Source organism: Rothia nasimurium (assembly GCF_004569295.1).
GTDB classification, from domain to species: domain Bacteria; phylum Actinomycetota; class Actinomycetes; order Actinomycetales; family Micrococcaceae; genus Rothia; species Rothia nasimurium_B.
The window spans coordinates 67,836-82,998 of record NZ_SPQC01000001.1 but is presented as its reverse complement, the minus strand read 5'-3'; the positions used below and the strand labels follow the sequence as shown (position 1 = coordinate 82,998).

The window sequence follows — 15,163 nt, the reverse complement described above, 5'->3', positions numbered from 1 at the left end:
ATTTAGAAAAATCGCTCAAAAATCCCAAGAATAATTGGGTGGGGCGGGGTGGCAGGTCTATAGTTGAAAAGAATAACCCTTATCCCATGTCACCCCAGACCATTGACCCACAGCGCACGAGGCAGGCACAGCATGAGCGAGAACCCCACCACCGATGCCCCCGATTTGACCACCACCGCCGGTAAAATCGCTGACTTCTACGCCCGCCGCGAGCAGACCCTTGCCCCCACCGGTCAGGGCCCGATTGACCGTCAGCACGAACGCGGCAAGCAGACTGCCCGCGAGCGCATTGACATGCTGCTTGACGAGGGTTCTTTTGTTGAGTTTGACGCCCTGGCTAAGCACCGTACTACGGCTTTTGGTATGGAGAAGAAAAAGCCGCTGGGTGATGGCCTGGTTTCGGGCTACGGCACTATCGACGGCCGCCTGGTTGCGGTCTATTCCCAGGATTTCACTGTCTACGGTGGTTCTCTGTCGCAGGTCAATGGCGAGAAGATTGTGAAGGTGCAGAAGTTTGCGCTGAAGAACGGCTGCCCCATTATCGGTATTAATGACGGTGGTGGCGCCCGCATTCAGGAGGGCGTTGCTTCGCTGGCCATGTTTGCCGATATCTTCCGTATGAATGTGCGGGCCTCGGGTGTGATTCCGCAGATTTCGGTAATTATGGGCCCCTGCGCCGGCGGTGCGGCATATTCCCCCGCTCTGACCGACTATATTGTGATGGTTGATAAGACCAGCCACATGTTTATTACCGGTCCCGATGTCATTAAGACCGTGACCGGTGAAGAGGTCGATATGGAGACCCTGGGCGGTGCCCGCCAGCACAACGCGGTGACGGGTACGTCGACCTACCTGGCTGAGGACGAAGAGGACGCCTTTGATTTCGTCCGCGAGCTCGTTGAGTTCCTACCCTCCAACAACCTCACCGAGACCTTCCCCCTGGATCATGACCAGGATCCCGAGGTCACCGTCGATGACCTCGATCTTGATTTGCTGATTCCTGATTCGGCCAACCAGCCCTACGATATGCGGGCTGTGATTGAGTCGGTGGTTGATGATGGCCATTTCTTTGAGATGCAGGCCCTCTATGCCCCCAACGTGATGATTGGTTATGCCCGGGTTGAGGGTAAGACCGTGGGTATTGTGGCCAACCAGCCCATGCAGTTTGCTGGCACCCTCGACATCAATGCTTCTGAAAAGGCTGCGCGTTTTGTGCGCAACTGCGATGCCTTCAACATTCCGATTCTGACCTTTGTTGACGTGCCCGGCTTCCTACCCGGTACCGACCAGGAGTTCAACGGCATTATCCGCCGAGGCGCCAAGCTGCTGTACGCCTACGCCGAGGCGACCGTTCCGCTGGTTACCGTGATTACCCGTAAGGCCTACGGCGGAGCTTACATTGTGATGGGCTCGAAGAAGCTGGGTGCCGATATTAACCTGGCCTGGCCCACCGCCCAGATTGGCGTGATGGGGGCCCAGGGTGCGGTCAATATTCTCTACCGTCGCGAACTGGCCGCTGTGGCCGAAGAGGGTAGCGATGTTGAGGCTAAGCGCGCTGAGCTGATTGCCAAGTACGAAGAGGAACTGCTCAACCCCTACCAGGCTGCCGAGCTGGGCTACATTGACGAGGTCATCGCCCCTTCCGAGACCCGCGTACGCATTATTTCTTCCCTACAGGCCCTGCGCGATAAGCGCGCAGCCTCCCCCGCTAAAAAGCACGGCAACATTCCGCTGTAAGGGGTCGATAGATTATGGCAGCTCCTAACCCGCTGTCCCTGCTGGGCTTCGGTAAGAAGCCGGCACCTGCGTCCGCGCCCCTTGAAAACCAGGGGCAGGACGCCGGCGATGAGCAGGTGCCCGCCACTGTGCTTTCGGTGGTGCGGGGCAACCCCACAGAAGAAGAACTAGCTGCGCTGACCAGCGTCGTGGTGGCTCTACGGGCCCAGGCTGATTCCCAGCAGGAGACCGCACTGGAAATGTGGCAGCGCCGCCTCAACCACACCCAGCGCCTGGGTATGCGCCTGCGCCCTGGGCCGGGTTCCTGGAAGCGGGCCCGCCCCCAGTAGTTTACCCACCCAGCTCCCTGTTTTCTGGGTCACAGTAACCTAGAATGGGGTGTATGACACTACACCCAGATTTACCCAAAATTTTTAAGGCCAACCGCGCCCAGACCGAGGTCGACCGCATTGCCAACGACTACTACGAGAAGACCCTGGAACTAGACCCGGCAGCGGCCACCATCGAGGGCCGCAAGGGGCGGGAAACCGAGTACCCCGACTACTCCCCCGCCAGTACCCAGGCTGAGATTGACCTAGCCCGCACTACTCTGGCAGCCCTTGAAGCCGTTGAGCCGGCCGACGACATCGACCGGGTTACTGTCGATGCCATGCGTGAGCGCCTGGGTCTCAAACTCGAACTACACGAGGCGGGCCTGGGCAACTGGGAACTCAACAACATCGCCTCCCCCGTTCAGGGTATTCGCGCCATCTTTGACCTGATGAACCGTGAAACAGCCGAAGACTGGGGGCACATTGCTGGCCGCCTGGGCAACGTTGCGGAAGCGGTTCGCGGTTATATCGAGACCCTGGAAGCCGCCCGCGCCGCTGGTAAGGTAGCAGCGGTTCGTCAGGTTGATATCGTTATCGAGCAGGTAGCCGCCTACGTTGCCGAAGGCGGTTTCTTCGATGCACTGGCAAAAGAGGCAGCCGAAGCAGCCCCCGAGCACGCCGACCGTGCTACCCAGGGGGCGGCGTCCGCCAAGGAAGGCTACAGCGAACTTCTCTCCTACCTCAAAGACACCCTGCGCCCCGACGCGCCCGAGGCCGATGCCGTGGGCCGCGAGCGATACTCCCTTTACTCCCGTCAGTTTGTAGGCACCACCCTCGACTTGGAGGAGACCTACGCCTGGGGCATCGAGGAACTCGACCGTATCATCGCGGCCCAGCAGGAGGTCGCCGAAGCCATCAAGCCCGGTGCCACCATTGACGAGGCAAAGGCCCTACTCGATGCCGACCCTGAACGCACCCTCAACGGCACCGATGAGCTCCAGGCCTGGATGCAGAAGCTTTCCGACGCCGCCGTTGACTACCTAGCCAAAGAGCACTTCACCATCGAGGGTCCGCTGCGCAAGCTCGAGTGCATGATTGCCCCCACCCAGGAGGGCGGCATCTACTACACCGGCCCGTCCGCTGATTTTGAGCGCGCCGGTCGCATGTGGTGGTCGGTGCCCGAAGGTGAAGACGCCTTTGGCACCTGGCGCGAAACCTCAACCGTCTACCACGAGGGCGTACCCGGCCACCACCTGCAGGTTACCTACGCGACCGCTATGGCCGAGGCCCTGAACCAGTGGCGCGCTAACGCTGTATGGGTTTCGGGCCACGGCGAGGGCTGGGCCCTGTATGCTGAGCGCCTCATGGACGAACTGGGCTATCTCTCTGACCCCGGCGACCGCATGGGTATGCTCGATGCCCAGCGCCTGCGCGCTGCCCGCGTGGTCTTCGATATCGGCCTGCACTGCGGTTTTGAGATCCCCGAACGCTGGGTTGCCGAGCTGGGTGTAGAGCCGGGCATCTGGGACGCCGAGAAGGGCTATAAGTTCCTAGAGGCCAACCTCGATATCTCTGAGGGCCAGCGCCGCTTCGAGTTCCTACGCTACCTGGGCTGGCCAGGTCAGGCCCCCTCCTACAAGGTGGGCGAGCGAGTCTGGTTGCAGCTGCGTGAGGACGCCCGTGCCACCGGAATCTCTGACCGCGACTTCCACACCCGGGCCCTCAAACTGGGCTCGGTCGGGCTTGATACCCTGCGCCGGGCATTAGCTGCCTAAGTGATGTAAACATGAAGCGGGCCCTGCACACCGATAGGTGTGCAGGGCCCGCTTCTCTACCGAGGTAGGGCTAAGAGTTAGGACGCTGCCGCGGCAGGTACCTGCGGTGCCTCGCCGAGGCGGGCGTAAACGTCCTCAGCTACAAATCCGCCCTCGGTACGCGGGGCATTGTAGAGGTCCTCGTTCAGAATGCCCTCGCGCTTGGCGATGATGAGCGCAACCAGGGCCTGCCCTGCGACGTTGACGGCGGTACGGCCCATATCGATGATGGGGTCGATGGCCAGGAGCAGGCCAATGCCGTCGAGGGGAAGACCCAGGGTGGAGAGGGTGAGGGTGAGCATGACCGTTGCACCGGTGGTTCCTGCGGTAGCGGTGGAGCCGAGCACCGACACCATAATGATGAGCAGGTAGTGGGTGATGTTGAGGTCGATGCCGTAGAACTGGGCCACGAAGAGGGCTGCTAGGGCAGGGTAGACCGCGGCGCAGCCGTCCATCTTGGTGGTGGAGCCCAGGGGAACCGCGAAGGAGGCGTAGGCGCGGGGCACACCGAAGTTACGTTCAGCTACGGACTGCGTCAGAGGCATGGTGCCCATGGACGAGCGGGAGACAAAGCCCATCTGCACAGCGGGCCAGACGCCTGAGAAGAACTGCTTGATAGACAGGCCGTTGGCGCGGGCGATGGCTGGGTAGACCACGAAGAGCACAAGGGCCAGGCCGATGTAGAGCACAATCACGAAGCGGGCCAGAGAGCCCATGGAGGTCCAGCCGTAGGCGTAGACAGCCTGGCCAATTAGGCCGACGGTGCCGAGCGGGGCCAGACGGATAATCCACCAGAGGACGGTCTGGATAATAGCCAGGGCGCTCTTATTAAAGTCAAGAAAGGGCTTGGCTGCGGGGCCGGTCTTAAGGGCTGCAATACCCACGGCTACTGAAATCACAAGGATCTGGAGCACGTTGAAGCTAGCTGAGCCGGTGACGGTCTCGCCCGAGTTTGAGATGCTCGCACCCAGGCCGAGGAAGTTAGCGGGGATCAGACCGGTGAGGAAGCCCAGCCAGGAGCCGGTGCGCCCTTCGTAGGTTTCGGGGGTTGCCAGGCCGGTATTTGCACCGGGCTGGGTGACGAGCCCGAGCACCAGGCCAATCAGAACGGCAATGAGCGCGGTGTAGGCGAACCAGAGCAGGGTTTTGGTAGCCAGGCGGGCTGCGTTAGATACTTCAGCCAGATTGGCGATGGACGACACCACGGCAGTGAAGATGAGGGGTACGACCGCCGCTTTGAGCAGGGTGACGTAGGAGGAGCCAATAGTGGAGAGGGTGGTCATGAGCCAGTTGGGGTTCTCGGTGGCGTCGCCGCCGAGATTGGTGGCTACCAGGCCCAAGATTACGCCCAAGATGAGGGCGGCGATAATTTGATTGCCGAAAGACGTAGCCCAGGCGGGAAGTCTCTTGCGGGTAGGGAGTGCTGTGGTGTGGTTTGACATGTCTCAACACTGTACGCCGGGGGTTGGAGCGTGTGAACCGGGGTGTAAAGCTAAGACATATTTTGCTGTGGGTCACAAATCGGCAGGGTTTTTCGCGCAGCGGTCTTCACTTTTGCACAACCCACCACTAAACTGTGATTCAAGTTACTTTTACGTGCTTTTTGTGAACAGGTGGTTTGGTCCACCACACGTCTTGATTAGACACAACTCAAAGGAGAGGCAATGACTGTTTACGCCGCACCTGGATCAGCAGATTCCATCACCACATTCAAGTCCCGCTACGACCACTTCATCGGGGGTGAGTGGGTAGCCCCGGCCGAAGGCCAGTATTTCGAAGACATCTCCCCCGTCAACGGCAAACCCTTTGCCGAGGTCGCCCGCGGCACCGCGGCCGACATTGACAAGGCTATTGACGCAGCCTGGAAGGCCTTTGAGACCTGGGGCAAGACCCCCCCCACCGAGCGCGCCACCCTGCTGCTCAAGCTGGCCCAGATTATGGAAGATAATCTGGAATCCATCGCCGTGGCTGAGACCTGGGAGAACGGCAAGCCCGTGCGTGAAACCCTGGCCGCAGATATCCCACTGGGCGTTGACCACCTGCGCTACTTCGCGTCCGCTATTCGCACCCAGGAAGGCCGCCTGTCAGAGATTGATGAGAACACCGTGGCCTACCACTTCCACGAGCCCCTGGGCGTGGTCGGTCAGATTATCCCCTGGAACTTCCCCATCCTTATGGCCATCTGGAAGATTGCCCCGGCTCTAGCGGCTGGTAACGCCATCGTACTCAAGCCCGCCGAGCAGACCCCGGTTTCGGTGCTCTACCTGGTTGACCTGTGGAAGGATGTGCTCCCCGCCGGCGTACTGAACGTTGTGAACGGCTTTGGCCCCGAGGCAGGCGCCGCCCTCTCTGGCAGCAAGCGCATCCGCAAGATTGCTTTTACCGGCGAGACCACCACAGGCTCCGTCATCATGAAGGCTGCAGCCGACAACATCATCCCGGTCACCCTGGAGCTGGGCGGCAAGTCCCCCAACGTCTTCTTTGCCGATGTTACTGCCGAGAAGGATTCCTTCTACGACAAGGCACTAGAGGGCTTTGCCTCCTTCGGCCTAAACAAGGGCGAGGTCTGCACCTGCCCCTCGCGTGCGCTGATTCAGAAGCCGATTCACGATTCCTTCCTCGAGGCCGGTATCGAGCGCGTGAAGGCCATGAAGCAGGGCAACCCGCTCGATACCGAAACCATGGTCGGCGCCCAGGCATCCAAAGAGCAGTGGGATAAGATTACCGGCTACCTGAAGATTGGTAAGGACGAGGGCGCGGACGTTCTCGTCGGCGGTGAGGCCTGTGAGCTGGGCGGCGACCTGGCAGACGGCTGGTACATTCAGCCGACTGTCTTTGCTGGCAGCAACGACATGCGTATCTTCCAGGAAGAGATTTTTGGCCCTGTTCTGGCCACCACCTCTTTCACTGATTTCGATGAGGCCATGCGTATTGCCAATGACACCGACTACGGCCTGGGCGCGGGCGTCTGGACTCGTGACCAGAACACCGCCTACCGGGCAGGCCGCACTATTCAGGCAGGCCGCGTGTGGATCAACAACTACCACAACTACCCAGCTCATGCCGCTTTCGGTGGCTACAAGAAGTCAGGCATCGGCCGTGAGACCCACCTGATGATGCTTGAGCACTACCAGCAGACCAAGAACATGCTGGTCAGCTACTCAGATAGGCCGATGGGGCTCTTCTAAAACCTGCCCCTGATAGGTTGAGGCTTATTCATAAGGGGTTCCGCAGGCTCACGCTCGCTGCCGACCCTCTCGCCTGGTTCGCTAGCTGGCTCGCAGGCTCGCCAGATTCGCGCCGAGATTTATTTTCCTCGCGCGCTCGGAATCTCGGTGCTCATCACAAGCGATTCACGCCAGCCGCCGAGCCAACAGCTTCGCTGTGAGCCTGCTCCACCCACCCTTATGAATAAGCTTTCTTAGGCCCCACCTCTCCCCATCCAGGTTTAACACACCACAGAGAAGGGAAGCGGAGCCTTTTACCAACTCGACTCAACTAGAGCAATCATCAGGATATCCAATCCTTAATAATTTTAGACAAGATTACTCCTTCAATTGATTCATCCAACTCTTCACATAAGTTTTCGAGATTTGCATGACGCCATAATGATAAAAACATTTTGCTGAAACTCAAAGAATTCATGAGAAAATTTTTCATCGAATCCCCAATTTATCATTTCACTTTCATCACCAACCCCACGATGACTTCTTCTTTTTCACTTCGGGGAAAGCCAAGTATACCGAACAACGTCTTTTAATTCATCTGAAAAACAGCATCCCTCAGCGTAGCAAACAATCTGATTACTATAACGCAGATGTTTTCCCGCTGGACAGTTTATGCGATTCACCTGAGCGTCCCTCTTAATCTCAACCGCAACAACCAGAGTTACCTCGTCACTTGAAGCATTTTCTTTTGTAACGAATATATCAGGAACATTTTTTACCAAATTTCCAGCCTCATCGCGCCGCCGAAAATTTTTAATCAAGGAATCCCGAGAGGAACGGAGTCAATAGAAACATCCCCTCTTAAGCAACAAGCCAGCTTCATATATAAAAAACTCAATAATTCGATCCTCTAGGGATCCATTTGATGCCAACAACAGTGCAGTTATATCACTTTCTTGAACTCTACCTTCTTGAACCCGACTCCATCTGCTTTCTGACCCTCCTCAACATACCCTTGAAAGAAAATATCTTCATTGCAAAAAAATATTCCTTGATAAGTTTTGCGTTATACATAGAACCTTCCACTTTCAAAATGTACTACTTAGCAAAATTCAAAAAATCCATTTATCAATTTTGCACTTTGATTGAAATTTTCCAACTATTATTTGCCCTATAGACACGGTGGCGACACCGCACCCTTCCCACTATACTCCTATCTAGTTATCTCAACTAGTTAGAAAAAGGCATGTCATGAGCCCTTCTCCCAAGCAACCCGCTGGGCCCGCAGATCTTGGAATCGCTGTCGGCCAGATTTTTTACCACTTCAACCTGTGTCCCAAGACAAGAGACCGTCGCCCCATTCCCAAAAGGCAGCTCGCCCCTTTCGCCCGAACTGGCTTCTACGTCGTCCTGGCGCTCACCGCGCAGACCGTTACACTCGCCCCTATCAAATGTAATTCCTACAGCGACCTAGATATGCGAGGTTTCGGCGTCACCTGGATCATTCCATTTACGCTAACGCCACAAGAGTTAGAAGCCCTTATCCAGAATCCACACTGCCATCAGCGAGCCATACTCAGCTCAGACAGCACCTACAACTCACTATCAATATAGAATCCGTTTCTCATACGCTAACCCTGTGGGAAGGCTCAATGATTCGTATACCCTAGCCCTACTCCTAGGGCAGATCCCACCAGAGAATTGGCTGGCCAGGCCCGGATTTAAGCCAGCTAAACTTCACCGCTTCCAACCAGGGACCAGCGTCCTGAACCTCAAAAGCCACAAGGTCACCCATCTCAGCGGTGACAGCCTCATCCACACCAATAATTTCTCGCCCAGCAACCACTAGCCCACCCACAGTAATAACCAGAGGAAGGGCCTGCTCTGGGGCTAGAGAACGAACCAAGGCCAGATTAGAAGAGCTCACCTTCCAGACCATCCGCAAAGCATCTGTTTGACCTGCCCGAACAGCAGCGTCTTCAGACATTTCAGCTACCATATCAAACCCATACCAGGTACGCCCCGCCGGGCCCACAGTAGGATGGGCATCAATTTGCCGCAAGACAACAGCCTTTTGAGCCCGGATCCCTAGATCTGCTAGCCGCTGAACGAAGCCCGGCTTATCCCACCGTGGAGCAGAAGCGAGCTCTGCCATTCGCTCATAGGGGTAATAACGTGACTTAGCGCCGGTGGTGTATGCCTGCCCCAGCGCATGAGCCCGGTCCAGTATCTGCACCTGGGCCAGCGGGCGGCCTACCATGTCACTAACCTCTTTAAGAGAACAGAGCCGGATATCAGAATAAGTCACAGATAAATCTTTCATGTCTTTTTCTCTGGCCTAAGACAGCAACGTCGGCCAGCAAAAGCCTATCTAAACAGTATCTAGTTGAGCCTACACCTGCCGCCCACCAACTGCGACTGCTCCAGCCACTAGACTGTTACCCATGCAGAACCCCACTGAAACTACAGCCGAGGCGAGCGAGCAGCCGGTGCGGCTCGTCCTTGCCTCGTCATCCCCTGCCCGCAAAAAGCTCCTGGAGGACGCCGGCGTCCGCTTCACAGTTATAGTCAGCGATGTCGATGAGGAGGCTGCCCTGCGCGAAGCCCAGCAGGCCGCCTATGAAGCTGGGCTGGGCGATATTACCCCGGCACAGACTGCCCAGCTGCTGGCCAAGGCAAAAGCGCAGGCGGTTGCCACCCTCCCCGAGGCGGCAGGAGCCCTGGTGCTGGGCTGCGACTCTGTCTTTGAGCTCGATGGCCTTGCCTACGGCAAGCCGGGCAGCGCCGAGAAAGCCCTGGAACGTATTACCGCGATGAGCGGACGCAGCGGGCAGCTCCACACGGGCCACTGGCTGGTTGATACCCGCGCTACTTCCCCTCACCCGAGCGGCGACAAATACCCCGAGGCTAGCGAGCTGCGCACGGCCACCGTCCATTTCGACACTTTCAGCGAAGAAGAAGCTCAGCGCTATGTGGCCACCGGGGAGCCCCTGTGGGTGGCTGGTTCTTTCACTATTGACGGGTTCGGTGCCGCTTTTATTCGGGGCATCGAGGGTGAATACCACACGGTGGTGGGGCTCTCCGTTCACGCCCTGCGCACAATGCTGGCCGACTTCGGTGTTTCAATCAGCGACATTTGGAAAAATTCGCGATAAATTTCAAGATACGACTATTATGAGGCGCCGAGGTTCGGCGCCTCATAGCAATGCGTACCTGCCAGCAACGGCACGCCAGCACGGCGCATCAACCCGAGGAGCTCTTACAGTGACTGCACATAATGACCTGGCCCAGACCTTTACCCCGGTGAAGGGTCGCCACACCGGCTCCGTCAGCAAGGTACTGATTGCCAACCGCGGTGAGATTGCCGTGCGTGTCATTCGAGCTGCCCAGGACGAGGGCATCTCAACCGTTGCTGTCTACGCAGACCCCGACCGCGAGGCTCAGCACGTGCTGCTAGCCGACGAGTCCTATGCCCTGGGCGGCACTACCGCAGCTGAGTCCTACCTGGTCATGGACAAGCTACTTGAGGTTGCCAAGCGCTCTGGCGCCGACGCCGTGCACCCCGGCTACGGCTTCCTTTCTGAGAACGCCCAGTTCGCCCAGCAGGTCATTGACGCTGGCCTGACCTGGATTGGCCCCTCCCCCGAGTCCATCAACCGTTTGGGCGACAAGGTAGCCGCCCGTCATATCGCCGAGAAGGTCGGTGCCCCACTGGTTCCCGGCACCAAGGACCCGGTCAAGAACGCCGCTGAGGTTGAAAAATTTGCAGACGAGTACGGCCTGCCCGTTGCTATCAAGGCAGCTTTCGGTGGTGGCGGGCGCGGCATCAAAGTCGCCCGCGAGCGCGAAGGTATCGGGGAGCTCTACGAGTCAGCTGTCCGCGAGGCTATCGCCGCCTTTGGCCGCGGCGAGTGCTTCATTGAGCGATTCCTTGGCTCCCCCCGCCACGTTGAAACCCAGTGCCTGGCCGACGCCCACGGCAATGTTGTGGTTGTTTCGACCCGCGACTGCTCCCTGCAGCGACGCAACCAGAAGCTGGTAGAAGAGGCCCCGGCCCCCTACCTGACCAAAGAGCAGAACGAACGCCTGTACGAGGCATCCAAGGCTATCCTGCGAGAGGCAGGCTACCAGGGCGCCGGTACCTGCGAATTCCTGGTGGGTACCGACGGCACCATTTCCTTCCTCGAGGTCAACACCCGTCTGCAGGTTGAGCACCCGGTCTCCGAAGAGGTCACCGGCATTGACCTGGTGCGCGAGCAGTTCCGCATCGCCCGCGGTGAGACCATCGAAGCCACCGACCCCGAGGTGCGCGGCCACTCCTTCGAATTCCGCATCAACGGTGAGGACGCCGGCCGCAGCTTCATGCCCTCCCCCGGCACCATCGAGAAGCTGGTTGTACCCACCGGCCCGGGCGTCCGCTGGGATTCCGGCGTTATCGCAGGCGATACCGTCAGCGGCAACTTTGACTCCATGATTGCTAAGCTCATCGTCACCGGCGCCACCCGCGAGCAGGCCTTGCAGCGGGCCCGCCGTGCCCTGGGCGAGCTGGTCATCGAAGGTATGCCCACCGTTGCCAACTTCCACCGCGCCGTGCTCGATGAGCCCGCCTTCGCTCCTGCACCCGGAGGTGACTTTGCTGTTCACACCCGCTGGATTGAAACCGAATTCAAGAACACCCTTCCTGCCTACGATGGTGCTCTCACCCTGGCTGAGGCTGACGAAGAGCGCCAGAAGATTACCGTTGAGGTCAACGGCAAGCGTATGGAAGTCGTCCTGCCCGCCCTGGGCGGTACTACCGCCAAGCCCACTGCCGCGTCCAAGGCCCGCAAGTCCCGCTCAAGCCGCGGGGGCACGTCCGGCTCTGCCAACAGCAATGAGCTCACCAGCCCCATGCAGGGCACCATCGTCAAGGTTGCCAGCAAGGACGGTGCCAAGGTTGCCGAAGGCGATTTGATCGTTGTTCTGGAAGCCATGAAGATGGAGCAGCCCATCACCGCCCACAAGGCCGGCAAGGTCACCGGGCTCAAGCTCAAGGCGGGCGACACTGTCTCAGCCGGGGCAATTATCGCCACCATCAAATAAAAGCACCGCTCGCGAACTAGGACAGGCCCCTTTGCCATCAGGTAAAGGGGCCTGACCTATACCCAACACCCATGAGCTCACATAGTGGAATTAAAGTTTCACATAGAGAACACCAGTTTTAGAGTAAAACTGTTCAACACATTCCACACACCCTCAGAGAGATCCTGTGAGCACCACAACCGCTACCCTAGCATCCTCTGCCACCGAGCAGACCGTGCCCCGCAGCCGCGTCATCCTGGCGTCGCTCATCGGCACCACCATCGAGTTCTACGACTTCTACATCTACGCCACCGCCGCCGTGGCCGTCTTCCCCGCCCTCTTCTTCACCGGTGAGGACGACACCGCCAAGCTTCTCGCCTCCATGGCGACCTTCGGCGCAGCCTTCGTCGCCCGCCCCATCGGCTCCATTGTCTTTGGCCACTTCGGCGATAAGGTAGGCCGCAAGGCAACCCTAGTCGGTGCGCTCCTAACCATGGGCATCGCGACCTTCCTCATCGGTCTGCTCCCCACCTACTACCAAATCGGCCTCTGGGCACCGGCCATGCTGACCATCCTGCGCTTCTGCCAGGGCCTAGGCCTGGGCGGCGAATGGTCAGGTGCAGCCCTACTGGCCACCGAATACGCCGAAGAAGGCAAGCGCGCCCGCGCCGCCATGTGGCCCCAGCTCGGTGCCCCATTCGGCTTCATCCTCGCCAATGGCTTCATGCTCCTGCTCACCGTCGCCATGGGCTTCACCTCCCTTGCCGCCGGCGACACCATTGACCACAACTTCCTCGTCTGGGGCTGGCGTATCCCCTTCATCGCCTCCATCGTCATGGTCGCAGTCGGCCTCTACGTGCGCTTCAAGCTCGAAGAAACCCCCGTCTTCAAACAGGCCCTCGAAAAGGACGAAAAGGTCAAGACCCCGCTCGCAGAAGCCTTCAAGGTAGCCTGGTGGCCCATGATCCAGGGCACCTTCATCATGCTCGCCACCTACGTACTCTTCTACCTCATGACCGCCTGGATTCTCTCCTTCGGCATCGGCAAGGTAGAAAAGGGCGGCCTGGGCATCGCCTACCGCGAATTCCTGGTCATCCAGCTCATCACCATTCTCTTCTTCGCCGCCATGGTCCCGGTCTCCGGCTGGCTAGCCGACAAGTACGGACGCCGCTCCTCCCAGCTCGTCATCACCGGCGCCATCATCATCTTCGGCCTCTCCTTCGGCTTCCTCATGGACCCCGCCATCGTTGGCACCGGCGAGGACGCCAACACCGGCCGCATCGTCCTCTTCATGGCCATCGGCATGACCCTCATGGGCCTGACCTTCGGCTCCATGAGTGCCTACCTGCCCGAGCTCTTCCCCACCAACGTCCGCTACACCGCCTCAGGTATCAGCTACAACGTTGCATCCATCCTTGGCGCAGCACTGACCCCCTACGCTGCGGTGTGGCTGAACGCCAACGGTGGTGTAGGCGCAGTCGGCCTCTACCTGGCCGGCGCAGGTCTGCTCACCCTGATCTTCATGGCCATCACCCATGAAACCCGCGACGTGGACCTGACCACCATGGCCCGCACTAAGTAAGCTAAAGCTTTACGACGCAAAGGGAGGAGTAGCGCTCCGAGCGGGCGCTACCCCTCCCTTTTCTATCTACTACTGCATAGTGTGCAACTGCCGCGCGGCTTCTGAGATAGAGCCGGTCAGCGAGGGGTAGACCGTGAAGGTCTCAGCAATATCATCGACGTGCAGCTTCTTATCAACGGCCAGCGACAGCGGGAAAATCAGCTCTGAGGCGCGGGGTCCTACCACCACACCGCCGATGACGGTTCCCGAGTGCTTGCGGGCGAAGATTTTGATGAAGCCGTCCTCCACCGCCATCATCTTGGCGCGGGGGTTAGTTGCCAGCGGCAGCATGACCATATCGGCCTGGTACTTCCCCAACTCAATTTCGCTCTGGCTCACGCCGACGGTTGCAATTTCAGGGGCCGTAAAGATATTGGCGGCAACCTGGTGGGTGCGCAGGGGCTTGACGATGTCACCCAGCATGTGCGAAACGGCAACGCGCCCCTGCATCGCGGCAACGGAGGCCAGCGGGTAAACCCCGGTACAGTCACCGGCCGCATAAATGTTGGGGATGTTAGTGCGGGAGACGCGATCCACATTAATGTGCCCTGATTCGCTGACCTCAACCCCTGCGTCCTCAAGACCCAGATTTTCGGTGTTGGGAATCGAGCCCACAGCAATCAGCACGTGGGAGCCAGCCACCTTGCGCCCGTCCCCCAGGGTGACAATGACACCGTCGCCAGCCTCGTTATAGCAGGCGGCTTCTGCGCGGGAGCGAGGCATAACGCGCACGCCCTTACGTTCAAAAACATTTTCAAGGACGGTCGCGGCGTCCTCGTCCTCACCGGGCAGCACCCGGTCGCGGGAGGAAATAAGGGTAACCCACGAGCCTAAACCGTTGTAGGCCGAGGCGAACTCTGCACCTGTCACGCCAGACCCAACCACAATCAGGTCTTCGGGGAGTTCTTCGAGAGAGTAGAGCTGGGTCCAGTTAAGAATGCGCTTACCGTCCGGCTTAGCGGTGGGTAGCTCGCGGGGGTGGGTACCCACCGCCAGAATGATGAACCCGGTGGTCAGGTCATAGGTCAGCCCGCTAGAATCGGTCACCTGTACGGTGTGGCGATCCACCAGCTTGCCGCGACCATCAATCACTTTGACGCCGCTACGTTCAAGGGTGCGTTTAATATCGTGGGACTGCTGATGAGCCAGGTCAATCAGGCGCTTATTCACCTTGGCCAGGTCAACCGAAATAGGCGGCGGCGCGTCATTGTCGCCCACCGAAATAGCGAGCTCCTGGGCCTTGCCGAAGCGGTTGCGGGCGTCCGCGCTGGCAATCAGGGTTTTGGAGGGCACGACGTCGGTGAGGACGGCCGAGCCGCCCATGCCCTTATCTTCGATGATAGTGACGTCGGCGCCGTGGCTTGCAGCAACCAGGGCGGCTTCATAGCCGCCAGGGCCGCCGCCGAGAATGACAATTTTGTGCGATGCGTAGTCTGTTTTGAGAGTCACCCC

Annotated in this window: 10 protein-coding genes; 7 read left to right on the top strand and 3 right to left on the bottom strand. The window is 58.9% G+C overall.

Annotated elements, in window-relative coordinates; translation table 11 throughout:
* Positions 1 to 132 precede the first annotated feature (132 nt).
* From E4U03_RS00355 to E4U03_RS00345, 3 genes are read left to right on the top strand one after another with little or no spacing between them, the layout of a single operon-like run.
* Positions 133 to 1,737 carry an acyl-CoA carboxylase subunit beta gene (locus tag E4U03_RS00355; protein ID WP_135011017.1) on the top strand — a complete coding sequence of 535 codons (1,605 nt, stop codon included), beginning with the start codon at positions 133 to 135 and terminating at the stop codon, positions 1,735 to 1,737.
* A gap of 14 nt (positions 1,738 to 1,751) precedes the next feature.
* The gene (locus tag E4U03_RS00350; RefSeq protein WP_135011016.1) at positions 1,752 to 2,066 is read left to right on the top strand and encodes an acyl-CoA carboxylase subunit epsilon; all 315 of its coding nucleotides are present in this window, start codon (positions 1,752 to 1,754) and stop codon (positions 2,064 to 2,066) included.
* Positions 2,067 to 2,119: 53 nt separating this feature from the next.
* Positions 2,120 to 3,823 (top strand): DUF885 domain-containing protein, encoded by a 1,704-nt coding sequence (locus E4U03_RS00345; protein ID WP_135011015.1) that lies wholly within the window; start codon positions 2,120 to 2,122, stop codon positions 3,821 to 3,823.
* A gap of 77 nt (positions 3,824 to 3,900) precedes the next feature.
* Here the strand turns inward: E4U03_RS00345 and E4U03_RS00340 are convergent, their stop codons facing one another.
* Positions 3,901 to 5,304: a dicarboxylate/amino acid:cation symporter gene (locus tag E4U03_RS00340; protein WP_135011014.1), complete on the bottom strand. Its 1,404-nt coding sequence runs from the start codon at positions 5,302 to 5,304 to the stop codon at positions 3,901 to 3,903.
* 222 nt (positions 5,305 to 5,526) lie between these two features.
* Here E4U03_RS00340 and exaC point away from each other — a divergent pair, with 222 nt between their 5' ends.
* Positions 5,527 to 7,050 carry an acetaldehyde dehydrogenase ExaC gene (gene exaC / locus E4U03_RS00335; protein ID WP_135011013.1) on the top strand — a complete coding sequence of 508 codons (1,524 nt, stop codon included), beginning with the start codon at positions 5,527 to 5,529 and terminating at the stop codon, positions 7,048 to 7,050.
* Between the two features lie 1,657 nt (positions 7,051 to 8,707).
* On the opposite strand, the gene E4U03_RS00330 is transcribed toward exaC, so the two are convergent.
* Entirely contained in the window at positions 8,708 to 9,289 is a 582-nt protein-coding gene (locus tag E4U03_RS00330; protein WP_135011012.1) for a hypothetical protein, read from the bottom strand.
* A 184-nt stretch (positions 9,290 to 9,473) separates the two neighbouring features.
* Here E4U03_RS00330 and E4U03_RS00325 point away from each other — a divergent pair, with 184 nt between their 5' ends.
* From E4U03_RS00325 to E4U03_RS00315, 3 genes are all read left to right on the top strand, one after another.
* Positions 9,474 to 10,184, top strand: a complete 711-nt coding sequence (locus E4U03_RS00325; protein ID WP_135011011.1) for a Maf family protein — start codon at positions 9,474 to 9,476, stop codon at positions 10,182 to 10,184.
* Between the two features lie 109 nt (positions 10,185 to 10,293).
* Positions 10,294 to 12,111, top strand: coding sequence for an acetyl/propionyl/methylcrotonyl-CoA carboxylase subunit alpha (locus E4U03_RS00320; protein ID WP_245207625.1), 1,818 nt, complete (start codon positions 10,294 to 10,296; stop codon positions 12,109 to 12,111).
* A gap of 166 nt (positions 12,112 to 12,277) precedes the next feature.
* The gene (locus E4U03_RS00315) at positions 12,278 to 13,672 is read left to right on the top strand and encodes an MFS transporter (RefSeq protein WP_135011009.1); all 1,395 of its coding nucleotides are present in this window, start codon (positions 12,278 to 12,280) and stop codon (positions 13,670 to 13,672) included.
* A 69-nt stretch (positions 13,673 to 13,741) separates the two neighbouring features.
* Here the strand turns inward: E4U03_RS00315 and E4U03_RS00310 are convergent, their stop codons facing one another.
* Entirely contained in the window at positions 13,742 to 15,160 is a 1,419-nt protein-coding gene (locus tag E4U03_RS00310; protein WP_135011008.1) for an NAD(P)H-quinone dehydrogenase, read from the bottom strand.
* Positions 15,161 to 15,163 lie beyond the last annotated feature (3 nt).